We start from the raw sequence: 14387 nt of genomic DNA, 5'->3' as shown, positions 1-14387 counted from the left end.
CTTATTCAAATTATTTTAATCCGCACAACCTCCTATTCACTATCAAAACATCCATATCCACATTGCCACCCTCAAAAACAAGTCAATTTGGGCATAATCCTATGTCGGATCGTCGCAATCCTGTTAGCAGTTGCCGTAATGTCTAAAGGGATTGCCCCAATGTCTAACGGAGTTGCCGTAATGTCTAAAGGAATCGTCCCAATGTCTAACGGAGTTACCGCAATGTCTAAAGGGATCGCCCCAATGTCTAACGGAGTTACCGCAATGTCTAAAGGGATCGTCCCAATGTCTAACGAAGTTATCGCAATGTCTAAAGGAATCGTCCCAATGTCTAACGGAGTTACCACAATGTCTAAAGGAATCGTCCCAATGTCTAACGAAGTTATCGCAATGTCTAAAGGGATCGCCCCAATGTCTAACGGAGTTATCGCAATACCGAACGGAGTTGCAGCAATGTCGAACGGAATCGTCGCAATGTCGAACGGAGTTGTCGCAGTACCAAACGGAGTGGCGGTTTGATATTTCGAATTGTTAAGCTAGAAGTCCGTTCTAAGTTCAGTAGGAATACCTTTGGGAGAACGGACTCTACGCTTTGTTATCCGTGTAGTCCGTTCGAAGGAACGGACTCTACTCATTGTTATCAATGTAGAGTCCCTGCCTGCGGCAGGCAGGCTTTCCTCAGAAAGGACTCTAGAATAAATAAAGTGCAGTCGTTATGAACTGCACTTCTAAACAAAATGTTTTTTATTTACTTTGCGTTTACTTAAGCAGCAATAATTTTTTCACAGATGTGAAGTTGCCTGCCTGCCCGCCATCTGTTGGGCGGGCTTGTAGACGGTAGTAATAAACACCACTTAATAATCTGCTCGCATCAAACGTCACCGACCTATCTCCTGATTCCTCGATACGATTCACCAGCATCGCAACTTCCCTTCCAAGCAGATCAAAGACCCTGAGCGTTACGTGGCTTCGCGTCGGCAATTGATAGCTGATTGTTGTGCTCGGGTTGAATGGATTAGGATAATTTTGTGCAAGAGCAAAGGTCACAGGGCTTGGGTGAATCTCCTCAGACACATCATTTACCAGATTACCTTCTCCGATTACAACAACGTTATCATATTGGTGAGAACCCGTGTAATACTCCAAACCAATTTTACCCAGTGCATATTGACTGTCGGTCACATCAAGATTCCAGGTTGATGGTTCCAGATCCGAAGTCCGCCAGACCTTGCACTTGATTTGTGTGCTATCCGTGCGTACCTTCATCGTGTACCAAACTCCTTTATACATTCGATTATTGTTCTCGTTGGTAAACCACGGAACTGTGCTGATAATTTGTGAATTATGATCGCGGTTATCCATATCACGGGCCAACTGGATCCAAGACTGCGAACCGACTCCGTTGATGCGGAAAACGTAGTTCATCGTATCGTTCATCCAACGAAACACCAAACCTGGATGTTCTGCGTCGCCGTCGTCGATCTTCATCACATCTACTTGGAATGTAAAATTACTAAAAATATACTGAGGCTCGATGAGAAAATGGTGGCCTGCAACTGTCCCAGTTGAAAGGATCCCATCTGCAAAAGTCCATGAACCTGTTTGCCAAGTCCATTCATTTGAATTCCCTTGATTGAAACTGTCCACAAACGCAATTGTGCCCTGACTATTTCCGATATTGAAATCGAGAAAAAAAAGAAATACTACAACTAAAACAACTGTTAATTGCTTCATAGGCATATCTCCTTGATGATTGATAGATTTTGTGTTGTATGCTATTTTGTCTTTGTTCATCAATAAATAATTTGATTATCATTAGATCAAAATATCTTAATATCCATAGTTTCGAACTCTTGACTCTATCCTATTCGGTTATCAATCTCTCCAGTCATTAATAATCTGCAGTCCGCTTGTAGACTGCACTTTTAAACAAAATGTTTTCTATTTACTTTGCGTTTACTTAAGCAGCAATAATTTTTTCACGGATGTGAAGTTGCCTGCTTGCCCGCCATCTTTTTGGCGGGCTTCCCCGCCATCTGTTGGGCGGGCTTGTAGACGGTAGTAATAAACACCACTTAATAACCTGCTCGCATCAAACGTCACCGATTTATTTCCTGATTCTTCGATACGATTCACCAGCATCGCAACTTCTCTCCCAAGCAGATCAAAAACTCTGAGTGTTACATGACTTCGGGCTGGCAGTTGGTAGCTTATCGTTGTGCTCGGGTTGAATGGATTAGGATAATTCTGATGCAATAGAAACCCTTGCGGCATATTCTCAGTGTAATCATTTACTCCCGTAACGAAAGTTGAATTATAGACATCCTGAGCACGATTAGCGTTGTCCAACATCTCCTGGATCGTATTCCCTGAGACGATTGCATAATACAATTTTATTGAATCACCAGGTTGCATTGTCACTCCGCTTATCCCAAGGTAAACGCGCCCGTCGCTCGGCACTGACGGTGATTGATTGGAATCTAAGCATGGAACTCCACCTTCGCAGGAAATCCATGCGTGGAGGGCTGAATCATTTGTGCCCGGTCCCTGATGTGTTGTAAAGTCCCACCACCTAAAGACCAAACGTACTGAATCAAGCGGTATTGATGTACCCAGGAAAGTAACACCGAGTGGTGTAGAGCCCCGATCGATAGCATTGTGCATGTATGCTGTCTTTGTTGCTGCATCGAATGCAGCATAATTATTTGAAGAAAAATTCCCAACGCTAACCGGTCCAATATCCATATCTGCCATAAAACCTGCAACAGCATTTTGCCAAATCTTATTTCCTATGTTTTGAATATTATACTCTTGAATTACAAAAGCATTGGTATACATTCCCGGTTGCCAGGCATAAGAATTTTGAGATACTTTCACTCCCATTGGAATGTGACCGGATATTACCGGTGTATGGAATGTGTCTGTTGCAGAACAGTAGAAATCTTTATCCGATTTCTGGGATGTTGAGAGGATAGAGTCACCTTGCTGAGGAAGTATTTCCTTTCTTGCATCATAACCATTATAACCTTCGGTTACCCTTGCAACACCATCAATCATAGCACCAATCCATGGACCGGCACCATAGAGGTGTTCAATTCCAGAGCCGGTTGGATATTCCAACCCGAATCCGTCCGGTGTGGTTCCATCCCACGCTTGAAGACCCAGCACCATTTGGTTACTTATCCATACCTTCATGTCAAATCCTTGGAGTGCCCGCTTCGCCCAAGCGACTGTTACCTGTGAAGGTATATTTTCTTTCTTTGGTGAGACGGGCGCAATCTGTTCTCCTGCCGAAACTTGGAAACATAGAACAAGTACTAAAGTAAATATTCTTATAAATCTATTCATAAATATTCTCCTTTTATTTTTTATTTGAACAAAAGTATTGAACGTAGTTTTTATATGTCATGACTTATTCCAGCGTAGTTCTATAGGTGCTACTTGTAATTGTACTCACCTGAGCAATAACAGTTTTTTCGTATCAACAAAATTTCCGGCTTGTAACCGATAATAATAAACACCACTTAATAATCTGCTCGCATCAAACACCACCGATTTATTCCCTGATTCCTCTATACGATTCACCAGCATCGCGACTTCCCTTCCAAGCAGATCAAAAACTCTGAGTGTTACATGGCTTCTAGCTGGCAATTGATAGCTGATTGTTGTGCTCGGGTTGAATGGATTAGGATAATTTTGTTTTAGTGAAAATGTCAACGGAGTTACCGGTATTTCTTTTTCTCCTGTCAGCACAGGCGGGGATGGCGGCATCTCATCGGTTGATGCTATCTTGATCCGGCTCGTAATATTACCTGTCGTAACCGAAGATAAATATAACGTGCCGGTTCCTCGAACCTTTACCCAATATCCTTTGCCCGGTAATATTGAATCCACTCTGAAGTACGATTGGTTAAATTCCCAAAAATCCGATGTTGTGAGATTAGAAGGATCGGATGTGATAGATGAAACCGCTATAGGGGAAGATACCGATCCTATCATATTCCATCCTTCTTGTACTGAGAAAGCTTGAGTCCGGATACTATCTCCTGTTATTGAAATTATTTCATCGCTACCAAATTTAAGCCAATAAGCACCGTTACTTTTTAAAGTATCTTCCGGAACATATCCGCCATCATGGTAATAAAACGCGTTAGAGATTGAAGTGGGGAAAAGATCTGTTTTGAGATATGATGTTCGCTCCACTGGAACAGAGATAATATTCCAATGATTATCAACAGAGAACTGATGCAAATTTGGTATGCGCGGATCTTCCGGGATCCAAGAGAAATAGACATCCTGTTCTCCATTGAAAGTGGCTGCCCAAGCAAGGTTTGCACCAGTACTATCTGATACCATGTGGAAATAATCACCCATTTTGTTCTGTTGCGGCCATCCGAGATGGGGATCAAATGATTCTGATAGACGTTTATTCAGTGACCATGTAAGTCCACCATCTACAGAGCAAGAATAGTATAGGGATGAAAGAACTGTGCCCGGATTATCGCGTGTATCTAACCAAACAACATCTATCCGTCCGTTCGGTGCAACCGACATTGTTCCGAACCACTGCCAGGCGGTAGAGCTTGTATCGTCGTTAATGCGTACTGGTACGCTCCAACTTAAACCTCCGTCGGTGCTACGTGAAAACATCACATCTAACGGATCAGTAGTTGACTTGCGTTGAACGGAACAGAGCACATAGACATTGCCGCTTGTGGAGTTTCCTGTTTTGTCCACTGCCAACCATGTTTGACCTGCTAAGCCACCCGGATTAGGATCGGTGCCATAAGTGATGTAACCATCGAGATCCACTGTAACCACCGTATCCCATGTTGTTGGTGTTTCCATATTACGTGCAGTAGTAGACTTCGCTACAGCAAAATCGCCACCTCCCCATCCGCCAACGTATAAAACTCCGTTACTGTCTACGTCTAACGTTCCCCAATATGGATTGGATGGAATTTCAATGCAATTTTCGTAAATGAGTCCCCCTAAGAGTCCACGAGTGAAGAAACCGGGTGAACAACTTGAATAGGCATAAGTCCAAAATGAGTAGAAATTATTTTTACCGATGCTTTCAGTTTTATCCGCGATCATCCATTGTTTATCCCCGCCACGGGCATCGGTTTTCGATCCCCAATTTGCTCCGCCGTCTACCGACTTAAACACCGCGCAGGAATAGTTGCCATAGTCGTCCAAGGTGAGACTGTTAAAAAAGAAATTACCATTCGCATCAGCGTCGAGAACCGGGTCTGAGCGAAATACTCCCGGCTCTATAATGCCAGGGAATGTCCATGTATGCCCTGCATTGGTTGTATAACCGTAACCTGCTTGCCGGAAGTTATTGGTGACAGTATTAAATTGCCGCCAACCGATTGCCATCCTATTCGGATTGGTGGGATCTACTGCGAGAGAAGGTTCATTTGCTGCATCGCCGACAATGTTTTCACCGGTACCGGAAACATTCACTTGTGAGATAAAAAATCCATCGGCAGAAGTACGATGATATGCGGGGGAAAATGTTTGATTCATCGGTTTCAAAGGAGTATACTTTCCATCGTACTTTTCATTCTGTTCAAGTTGGATAGGAGCAGGTGGCACTCGCCGGATATCTTGTCCCTGACCCAACAGTAGTGTTGGAATAAATACAAAAACTATTGCCAAAATAATAGCGGAACGTCTATAATCAATACCCATTTCTTTGTCTCCGTGCATTTTTGTAAGATCAAGATGGATTATGAGGAACGATTTAATCTATAAATTGTCAAGTTAAAAATCAACTTGGTAATCCGGAAACACGATCATTAAATCAAAACTCCAATGATATGATCCTATCTCAAATTCTTTCAATTTCGAACAAAATCACACCCTATCTTCCCATTTGCATCATTTTACGATTGTTCATATATTCCAAACAATGTAATCTCTTGATATTGAAACAGGGAACAATTCATTATCGTTAAATGTTAAAGGAGAAGCATCATGTCTTATACGTACGAACAACTAAGTAAAATGACGGTAGTCCAGCTTCGTCATATTGCCGATGGGATAGACCATGAAGAGACCAAAGGTCACAGCGTTATGCATAAAGAGAAATTATTGCCCGCGCTTTGTCATGCTCTTGGAATCGAAGATCATGCCCACCATGTTGCAGTCGGCATCAACAAAACCAAAATCAAAATGCAGATACGCGCTTTAAAACAAGACCGATCTCTTGCGATGCAAAATAAAGATTCACAAAAATTACGCGATGTGCGCGAGCAGATACATAAATTGAAAAGAGAACTCAGGAAACATATTGTCTAATCGAATTATTTGGAGGAGGGTCCCACTAATCTTCAGGGATCCTCTTCCACATATAACGGCAACTTTCCGATTAAATTAAAACAAACACCAAATTATTTACTCATCAATAATGAAAAACAATTCACGTGAAGCGCGGATATCTGAAATTATTGATATGTTATCGAAAGGAATTAAATACCAATGATGAAACCGGCAGTACCACGCCGCTGGCTTTTCCTGATCGCCGGTTCTTTATGGAGTATCGCCGGCTTGATACTGATTGAGCGGGCTTATGAATGGCTCAACGATTATGAGACCGAACAACTTTTGCTGATTCTCCTTTTAGGCGCAGCGCTTGCGCTATTATTCTTCTTCACGATGTTCATTAGAGTAGCCCGAAAAAACATCAACCGTTTATTTTCCTTGCCCGATAGCGTTTGCATCTTCGCTTTCACGGCATGGAAAGGATATTTTTTAATTGCCTTTATGGTTAGCGCGGGAATAATAGTACGTAATTCTTCTTTCCCGAAGCATTATCTTGCGGTAATTTATGTTGCGATGGGCGGAGCGCTTTTATTGGGGAGTTTTATGTTTCATAAAAACTATTTTATCAAGAATTAGAGAAAGCTTTAATATGAAACCAAACATCTGGGTCAATGAATTCCCCGGGGCGGTAACCGTTTGCGATGAGAATGGAATTATTCTTGAAATGAATGAGAAAGCAATAAAAACATTCGAGTCCGACGGCGGTGCAAAGCTAATCGGAACTAATCTTATCGAATGCCATCCTGAACCATCACGCTCGAAACTGATAGAATTGCTGAAGACGCAACGAAGAAATGTATACACGATAGAGAAAAATGGAATAAAAAAAATTATCTATCAATCGCCATGGTACACGGATGGAAAATACTCGGGGCTTGTGGAACTCTCACTAGAAATTCCTTTCGAACTCCCACACTTTGTCCGGAAGTAATCTCATCCCGCTAAAATTTTAACCGGATTGTGGCAGCAACCTTCGGTACTAATCTTCCGTCGAGAGTGAGATCCGGACTTACGTTAAAATCGTACAGGTGTGCACCTGCAAAGGCATCAACGAGATTCAACATATAAAGAGCGCCAAGGAACCAAGCAAATTTATCGCGCTCATCATGGTACCAATCGCGCAAGCGTAAATCTTGTTCATTCACGGTTCGGGCATAATCCGACCGGAATTGTTTGTATTTATTATTGAGGTGGATCCATTCATAAATCCAGTACCCACCGACCCCCCAGATGATTGGAACTTTCCAATAATTTTCTGTATAAATTTGGCCTGAACCGGGGAATATTGCTGAAAGACCCATCGCGAGCATCGGTGATTTCGTAGGATGGAATTCCGTTAACTCGTCTGATTTACTTTGGGATGTTGATTGAGGATTAGGTGGAGAGATTGATTGGGTTAAAGTATCTGCGGTTGTTTTTGTAGAATCCGACTGAGAATAGATATTTGTAATACCTATAAAAAAATATAAAGCAACGAAGAGAATAGAACAATATATTCTTACCGACGTTGTTGATGCACAAATCTTTAGCACAATGTCATGGTTCGATCCCTCGATAAACTTAGGATTAACTAAGCTCACCATGATATTGATTTTATTTTCGCAATATTACACATCTTATTCATTCACTAAAGCAATCGCTTCGATCTCAACGCGGACGTCTCGCGGCAACCGCGCCACTTCCACAGTCGATCGAGCCGGCGGGTCAGCTTTGAAAAATTCGGCATATACTTCGTTCATTCCCGCGAATTCATTCATATCTTTTAAAAAGACAGTTGTCTTTACGACATTTTCAAAAGAGCATCCGGCTTTTTCCAAAATCGCCTGAAGATTTTTCATCACGAGACGCGTTTGAGTTTTAATGTCGCCCTGTACAACCTGACCACCGTGGGGATCGATCGGTACTTGACCCGCTGTGAATAAAAATGAACCGGTTGCTTTTATCGCTTGATTGTATGGCCCGATTGGGGCAGGAGCTTCTTTTGTTAATATGACAGATTTATTCATGAGATATTTTCCTATGATTCGATTGACGATAGAAGATCGAATAACCTTCCTAAATCGTCGCTGTTATAGAATTCAATTATAATTTCTCCGCGTCCCGCTTCCTGAGAATTCACTCTCACTTTTGTCCCGAGTATCTGTTGAAGCCGTTCCGCTAAATTATCCTCTACCGTTCCGGGACTCCTCAGGTTACGCGATGATTTCTTTCCGTTTTTCTTACCTGCTTCGCGAACTAACTTTTCAACTTGCCGCACGTTCAGGTCTTTCTTTAAAATCTTATCGAAGATACGAAGCTGTGTCTGTTCGTCAGGCAAGGAGATAAGCGCGCGCGCGTGCCCCATTGTTAATTTATCTTTTCTTAATGCGTCCTGAATTATTTTCGGAAGCTTCAGCAAACGAAGAAAATTCACGACAGTGGTGCGATCCTTACTGACTTTTTTAGCGATATCTTCAGCAGTCAATCCTATATCATTCATCAAGCGCTGGTATGAGATCGCGATTTCGATTGAATTCAGATGCTCGCGCTGTAAATTTTCGATGAGAGCGAGTTCAAGCATTTCCTCATCGAGTTTAACTTCGATGATATAAGCAGGAACGGTTTTCATTCCGATGTCGGTGGCGGCACGGATTCTACGCTCACCTGAAATCAATTCATACATCCCGTCTTTCGCCAACCGAACCGTTACCGCTTGAATGATACCTTTTTGCTTGATCGATTCTTTCAACTCATCGAGTGCTTGAGGATCAAAGTCGGCGCGTGGTTGAAACGGATTTGGTCGTATTTTGGCAACTTCGATATGGGATAACGGTTTATTCGGAGCGGCAGTTTCAACGAATTTGGCCGACGAAGTCGGAGTCGTCTCCTGCGCTGTAGGTCTTATTAAAGCCGATAATCCTCTGCCAAGTCCACCTTTCTGTTTAGACATAGGTTATAGATTCAGTGCTGCCTTTGCTTCAGCGGATTGTTGGCGACGGAGAAATTCCTTCGCGAGTTCCATATAATTTTTCGCACCTGATGAAATTGCTTCATAAAGGAGGATCGGCTTTCCGTAACTTGGCGCTTCACTGAGCCGAACATTCCTGGAAATGATTGTGGCAAATACTTTATCGCCGAAATGTTTCTTCACTTCTTCAACAATCTGGTTCGAGAGGCGAAGCCGGCTGTCGTACATCGTCATCAGCACTCCTTCAATTTCCAGATTTTTATTCAATCCTCTCTGTACAATATTAATTGTGTTCAAAAGCTGTCCCAGTCCCTCAAGGGCGTAATACTCGCATTGCACCGGTATGATAACAGAATCGGCGGCAACAAGTCCGTTTAGCGTTAAGAGCCCGAGTGAAGGCGGACAATCGATAAAAATAAAATCGTAATCATCTCGAACTTTATCAACAATCACTTTAAGTATCGACTCACGATTTTCCATATCCACAAGTTCAACTTCAGCGCCAACGAGATTGATGTTTGATGGCAGAAGAGAAAGAAACGGCATTTCGGTTTTTACTATTACATCGTGAGGATCAACACCGTTGATCAAGACATCATAAACATTATTGCCTTCGGACCGGACATCAACACCAAGACCGCTTGTGGAGTTTGCCTGAGGATCTATATCGATGAGAAGGGTGGTAAATTCAGCAACCGCAACGCCAGCGGCAAGGTTAATTGCGGTTGTGGTTTTACCCACTCCCCCTTTTTGATTCGTTATCGTAATGATTTTATTCATACAGTCTCTGAGCTAACGAAGGCGTTTCCAAATTTTTGAAATAAATGTCGGTTCGAGTTTCGATGTAATTCAAATTATCACATTATTTACTGAGAAATATAAAGCTTTTTTATTGATAATGCAATGAAGTCCTTCTCTTAAATCCCGACTGTGATGTATTAATTCTTAGGATACAGATTTGGATCGCGGTAAAAATAATAAATATGCCCGCAAAGGATAAGCATACCTATGTCTTCAATTATGCGCAGCCATCCGACTTGCGATCCTTTCCCCGCGCCAAAACAGCCACAATCAATCTCCAATTTCTGTATCATGGCTAATGAAATCGCTCCGATGAATACAGTGATAAGAAAAGCGAGAATCGCACTGCTTGATTTAACAAATATCCCGCTTATCAAAAATAATCCTGTGATCATTTCGAGCCATGGCAATACGATGGCAAAAAGATTGATCAAATAAAGAGGCAATAATTTATAACCGCTGATGCTCAGAGCAAAAAGTTCAGGGTGAGCAATCTTATCGCTGCTAGCAATTATAAAAATTATTCCGAGAACTAATCGTGAGAATAAAATAATATATCTGTTCGAAAGTAGATTTTTCATATTATTTATCTCCTCCTTTCGAACTATCGACCGGCATGCCGGCTTTAATCCAACCATCCCAACCATCTTCATAGATATATATCTTTTTGAATTCCAAATTGCGGAGAAAATCTGCCAGCAAATGGGAGAGGTGGCAATCGGCATTGTTGCAGTAAAGAAGCATAAGTGTATCGCGCGGAATAGTTACGAGTTCGGCAAAATGTTTATCAACATCCAACGCGGGCATATTCTTCGCTTTCGCGATATGACCTTGATTGTATTCATCGGCATTGCGCGCGTCGATAAGGAAACCACGATTTTCATTTAATAACCGTTGCAACTGAGTCAAGGTGATTGTGGTATAATATGTTGTTGAATTTTTATTCGATGAACTTATGACCGAATCCGGATTCCGAAGCGCCTGTTCGTGAAGCGGGGCAATCACTTTAATATTTTTCGTAATTGAAGAATCCGGTTGAATCAATAACGCAGAATCAATCTTGGATGTGGTTGGTGAGAACAACACCGAATCTGCCGCCTGAACTTTTACGATCTCTTTCCGGATCAGCGGCAATCCTTTCCCTGAAAAAGTATTGAACAATAAAGACACGAGAATCGAAACAGAGACAATTACCAATATTTCTTTTACCAACGGAGAGAAGCGATTCAACATTTTCACACCAATAAATCCTCTCTATCAAATTGATATCCTCTTAAGAATTCTTCCGACGACAATTTATTTTTACCTTCCAGCTGAAGTTCGAGAATTTCCACTGCGCCATCTCCGGTACCAATGAATAAGCGGGATACCGAAACTGAAATAGCACCCGGTGCAAATTTCATATCACCGGCAATTTTTGATTTGTAAATTTTAATTTTCTTTCCTTTGTGAGACGTGAATGCGGTTGGATGCGGAGATAACCCTCTGATAAAATTATGCACCGCAACTGCATTTTTGTTCCAATCGATCCGGCACATTTCTTTAAATATTTTTGGAGCCGAGGTAGCATTGGAATCTTCCTGCGGTTTTGCTATAGCGCGCCCCATTGATATAAGATTGACAGTGTGCAGCACAACCTCGGCGCCGATATCCGCAAGTTTATCATGCACCTCGCCTGCGGATTCATTTTCCCCTATCGGCAATCGCGCCTGAAGAATGATATTACCGGTATCAATCTTATCCTGTAAGAAAAAAGTTGTGACTCCGGTTTCCTTTTCTCCGTTGATCACAGCCCAATTGATCGGAGCTGCGCCGCGGTATTTTGGCAAAAGAGAAGCGTGCAGATTGAACGAACCGTAGACAGGAATTTTATAAATTTCAGGTGGAAGAATTTTAAACGCGACTATGACAAATAGTTCCGGTTTAAGATTCTTTAGTTCTTCAATAAAGTTATTATCTTTCAACGATTGCGGTTGAAACACAGGTATATTTCGTTCGAGAGCAAATAGTTTCGCAGGTGAAGATGTAACATGCAATCCCCTGCCTGCCGGTTTATCGGGGACAGTAACTACTGATAAAATCTCATGTTTATGCTCGATTAAAATACTGAGACTTGGCAGTGCAAACTCGGGTGAGCCCATAAAAACTATTCGCATTTGATGATTCCCCGGAATCTTTCAGACCGCTGCGTCGGGTGCTGTTATAACCGGATAATCCACTTCGATTTCTCCGTTTCTGATTTTTTTTAATTCTTCCATGTGCGCTTCTTTTTTTTCGGGCGATAACCTGTCGACGAAAAGTATCCCGTCCAGATGATCGATCTCATGAAGTGCCACACGAGCTGGTAATCCGCTCAGTTCTGTTTCGACGAGTTCGAAATTCGAATCACGATATCTGAGACGAATAGTTTCTGCGCGCTCCACTTCATCGCGAATATTTGGCACACTAAGACATCCTTCCTCCATAACTAATTTTTCTTTTTCCACGACGACTTCCGGATTGATATATGCGGTCGGTTTCGTCTCTTCATAACCTTCGACTTCCGACACATCGACGATGATAATCCGTTTTAGAACCCCGACCTGATTTGCAGCTAACCCAATACCGTTAGCTTTCCGCATTGTTTCGAACATATCCAGAATAAACTGAATTGTTGCATCGGTAATTTTTGTCAAGTGTTGAGCTTTCTTGCGGAGAACCGGAGAACCATCTGTGTAAATCGGTAAAACTGCCATACTATTTTTTTTATGATACTTTAATAATTTAATGTAGAGAATGATGGAGAAAATATCATTCTATGATGCGGCGCGCGCCTACATAACGTTTTTTATAATATTTACTGTCGAGAAGAGAAATTGTAACACCAATTTTTAAACTCGCGTGGGCAAAAAGTCCATCACCAACATAAATTCCAACATGCGATGGTATAGTCCGGCGAGTTTTAAAAAAAACAAGATCACCGAATTTTAAACTATCTCGATCTACGCGCTGACCGAGAGAGAATTGAGCCTTACTTGAGCGCGGCAATTCATATCCCAATCCATCCTGATATACCTTCTTCGTGAAGCCCGAACAATCGAAACCTTTATTACCGATTCCTTTTTTCCGGTAAGGTGTTCTCATCAGCGGCATAATTTCGCTGAGTAGTTTATGCCGGTCAACTGAAGGATTATCTTCCGATATCAATATTCTCGATTCAATCTCATCGGTTGGTTCAATAATTTCCGTATCGGGGATTTCTTCATCCTCTTCATCAACTTGAGGATCTTCTGTTGCCTCGATCTTCAATGTATCGGTCATATCCACTTTCTTAAAAATCTGTTGCTGAGGCGAACACCCTGTTGAGAAAGTTAATATAAAAAATGACAATATGATGAATAGAATTTTTCGCACGAAGCTGAATCTGAAAATTAAATCAAAGAGCCATCCGTATCAGGATGGCTCGCACTTTTAGCCAAGATATGCACGTAATTGTTTGCTGCGCGATGCGTGCCGCAATCTTCGGATTGCCTTTTCTTTTATCTGTCTGACGCGTTCGCGAGTTAGTTGAAATTTCTCTCCGATTTCTTCCAGTGTCAACGAATGTTCCCTCCCTAGACCGAAGTACAATCGAATAACTTCCGCTTCGCGTTCGGTCAGCGTACTCAAAGCACGCTCTACTTCTTTACTCAACGATTCTTTGATTAACACATGATCGGGCATCGGTGTACGCTCATCCTGAATAACATCGAGTAATCTGTTGTCTTCACCCTGCACAAATGGTGCATCCATGGATAAATGTCTGCCTGAAATTTTCAATGTGTCGGCTACTTCAAATAGCGACATATCGAGTTCTTCCGCCAGTTCGCTTGCGCTTGGCTCACGCTCAAATTCCTGTTCAAGCGTGCTGAAAGCTTTGCCGATTTTATTCAACGCACCTACGCGATTCAGAGGTAATCTTACGATTCGAGATTGTTCCGCCAATGCCTGAAGGATAGATTGTCGAATCCACCAAACAGCATAAGAGATAAATTTAAATCCACGTGTTTCATCGAAACGTTTCGCAGCTTTGATTAGACCTAAATTTCCCTCGTTAATTAAATCTCCTAACGACAAACCCTGATTCTGGTATTGCTTCGCCACACTGACAACAAATCGTAAGTTAGCTTTCGTTAATTTTTCAAGAGCTTTTTGATCCCCTTTTTTTATTCTTCGCGCAAGATCAATTTCATCTTCAGCATTGAGTAGTTCTACTTTACCTATCTCTTGAAGATACTTATCAAGCGATTGACTTTCCCGTGTTGTAAACTGTTTATTTCCTTTTGCCATA

17 protein-coding genes are annotated in these 14387 nt (G+C 41.9%); 4 read left to right on the top strand and 13 right to left on the bottom strand.

The annotated features are described in order from the left end of the window. Positions 1–159 precede the first annotated feature (159 nt). Positions 160–519, top strand: coding sequence for a hypothetical protein (locus tag HZB59_04625; GenBank protein MBI5020698.1), 360 nt, complete (start codon positions 160–162; stop codon positions 517–519). 240 nt (positions 520–759) lie between these two features. Here the strand turns inward: HZB59_04625 and HZB59_04620 are convergent, their stop codons facing one another. The 3 genes from HZB59_04620 to HZB59_04610 all read right to left on the bottom strand — a co-directional run bounded on the left by HZB59_04620 (position 760) and on the right by HZB59_04610 (position 5715). After that, the gene (locus tag HZB59_04620; GenBank protein ID MBI5020697.1) at positions 760–1734 is read right to left on the bottom strand and encodes a T9SS type A sorting domain-containing protein; all 975 of its coding nucleotides are present in this window, start codon (positions 1732–1734) and stop codon (positions 760–762) included. 222 nt (positions 1735–1956) lie between these two features. Beyond that, a complete protein-coding gene (locus HZB59_04615; GenBank protein ID MBI5020696.1) occupies positions 1957–3348 on the bottom strand; it encodes a T9SS type A sorting domain-containing protein in 1392 nt (463 codons plus the stop codon). Positions 3349–3453: 105 nt separating this feature from the next. Beyond that, entirely contained in the window at positions 3454–5715 is a 2262-nt protein-coding gene (locus HZB59_04610) for a T9SS type A sorting domain-containing protein (GenBank protein MBI5020695.1), read from the bottom strand. A 267-nt stretch (positions 5716–5982) separates the two neighbouring features. Here HZB59_04610 and HZB59_04605 point away from each other — a divergent pair, with 267 nt between their 5' ends. From HZB59_04605 to HZB59_04595, 3 genes are all read left to right on the top strand, one after another. Next, a complete protein-coding gene (locus tag HZB59_04605; GenBank protein ID MBI5020694.1) occupies positions 5983–6306 on the top strand; it encodes a hypothetical protein in 324 nt (107 codons plus the stop codon). A 180-nt stretch (positions 6307–6486) separates the two neighbouring features. After that, positions 6487–6906, top strand: coding sequence for a hypothetical protein (locus tag HZB59_04600; protein ID MBI5020693.1), 420 nt, complete (start codon positions 6487–6489; stop codon positions 6904–6906). 13 nt (positions 6907–6919) lie between these two features. Beyond that, complete coding sequence (locus HZB59_04595; protein ID MBI5020692.1) at positions 6920–7261, top strand: PAS domain-containing protein; 342 nt, start codon at positions 6920–6922, stop codon at positions 7259–7261. A 10-nt stretch (positions 7262–7271) separates the two neighbouring features. On the opposite strand, the gene HZB59_04590 is transcribed toward HZB59_04595, so the two are convergent. From HZB59_04590 to HZB59_04545, 10 genes are all read right to left on the bottom strand, one after another. Next, positions 7272–7913 carry a hypothetical protein gene (locus HZB59_04590; protein MBI5020691.1) on the bottom strand — a complete coding sequence of 214 codons (642 nt, stop codon included), beginning with the start codon at positions 7911–7913 and terminating at the stop codon, positions 7272–7274. A 33-nt stretch (positions 7914–7946) separates the two neighbouring features. Then, positions 7947–8336, bottom strand: coding sequence for a RidA family protein (locus tag HZB59_04585; GenBank protein MBI5020690.1), 390 nt, complete (start codon positions 8334–8336; stop codon positions 7947–7949). A gap of 11 nt (positions 8337–8347) precedes the next feature. Continuing rightward, positions 8348–9259 carry a ParB/RepB/Spo0J family partition protein gene (locus HZB59_04580; GenBank protein ID MBI5020689.1) on the bottom strand — a complete coding sequence of 304 codons (912 nt, stop codon included), beginning with the start codon at positions 9257–9259 and terminating at the stop codon, positions 8348–8350. A gap of 3 nt (positions 9260–9262) precedes the next feature. After that, positions 9263–10057: a ParA family protein gene (locus HZB59_04575; GenBank protein ID MBI5020688.1), complete on the bottom strand. Its 795-nt coding sequence runs from the start codon at positions 10055–10057 to the stop codon at positions 9263–9265. A 158-nt stretch (positions 10058–10215) separates the two neighbouring features. Beyond that, positions 10216–10659 (bottom strand): DoxX family membrane protein, encoded by a 444-nt coding sequence (locus tag HZB59_04570; protein ID MBI5020687.1) that lies wholly within the window; start codon positions 10657–10659, stop codon positions 10216–10218. 1 nt (position 10660) lies between these two features. Beyond that, the gene (locus HZB59_04565) at positions 10661–11317 is read right to left on the bottom strand and encodes a rhodanese-like domain-containing protein (GenBank protein MBI5020686.1); all 657 of its coding nucleotides are present in this window, start codon (positions 11315–11317) and stop codon (positions 10661–10663) included. Then, positions 11314–12234, bottom strand: a complete 921-nt coding sequence (locus tag HZB59_04560; protein MBI5020685.1) for a methionyl-tRNA formyltransferase — start codon at positions 12232–12234, stop codon at positions 11314–11316. Before HZB59_04560 ends, HZB59_04565 begins: the two co-directional genes overlap by 4 nt. Before the next feature lie 21 nt (positions 12235–12255). After that, the gene (def, locus tag HZB59_04555) at positions 12256–12813 is read right to left on the bottom strand and encodes a peptide deformylase (protein MBI5020684.1); all 558 of its coding nucleotides are present in this window, start codon (positions 12811–12813) and stop codon (positions 12256–12258) included. A gap of 55 nt (positions 12814–12868) precedes the next feature. Further along, entirely contained in the window at positions 12869–13378 is a 510-nt protein-coding gene (locus tag HZB59_04550) for a C40 family peptidase (protein ID MBI5020683.1), read from the bottom strand. 150 nt (positions 13379–13528) lie between these two features. After that, complete coding sequence (locus HZB59_04545) at positions 13529–14386, bottom strand: sigma-70 family RNA polymerase sigma factor (protein ID MBI5020682.1); 858 nt, start codon at positions 14384–14386, stop codon at positions 13529–13531. Position 14387 lies beyond the last annotated feature (1 nt).

It is taken from the genome of Ignavibacteriales bacterium (genome assembly GCA_016214905.1).
Classification (GTDB): Bacteria; Bacteroidota; Ignavibacteria; order UBA10030; family SZUA-254; genus PNNN01.
Note: the sequence above shows the minus strand (reverse complement) of the source record. Positions and strands in the feature narration are given on the sequence as shown.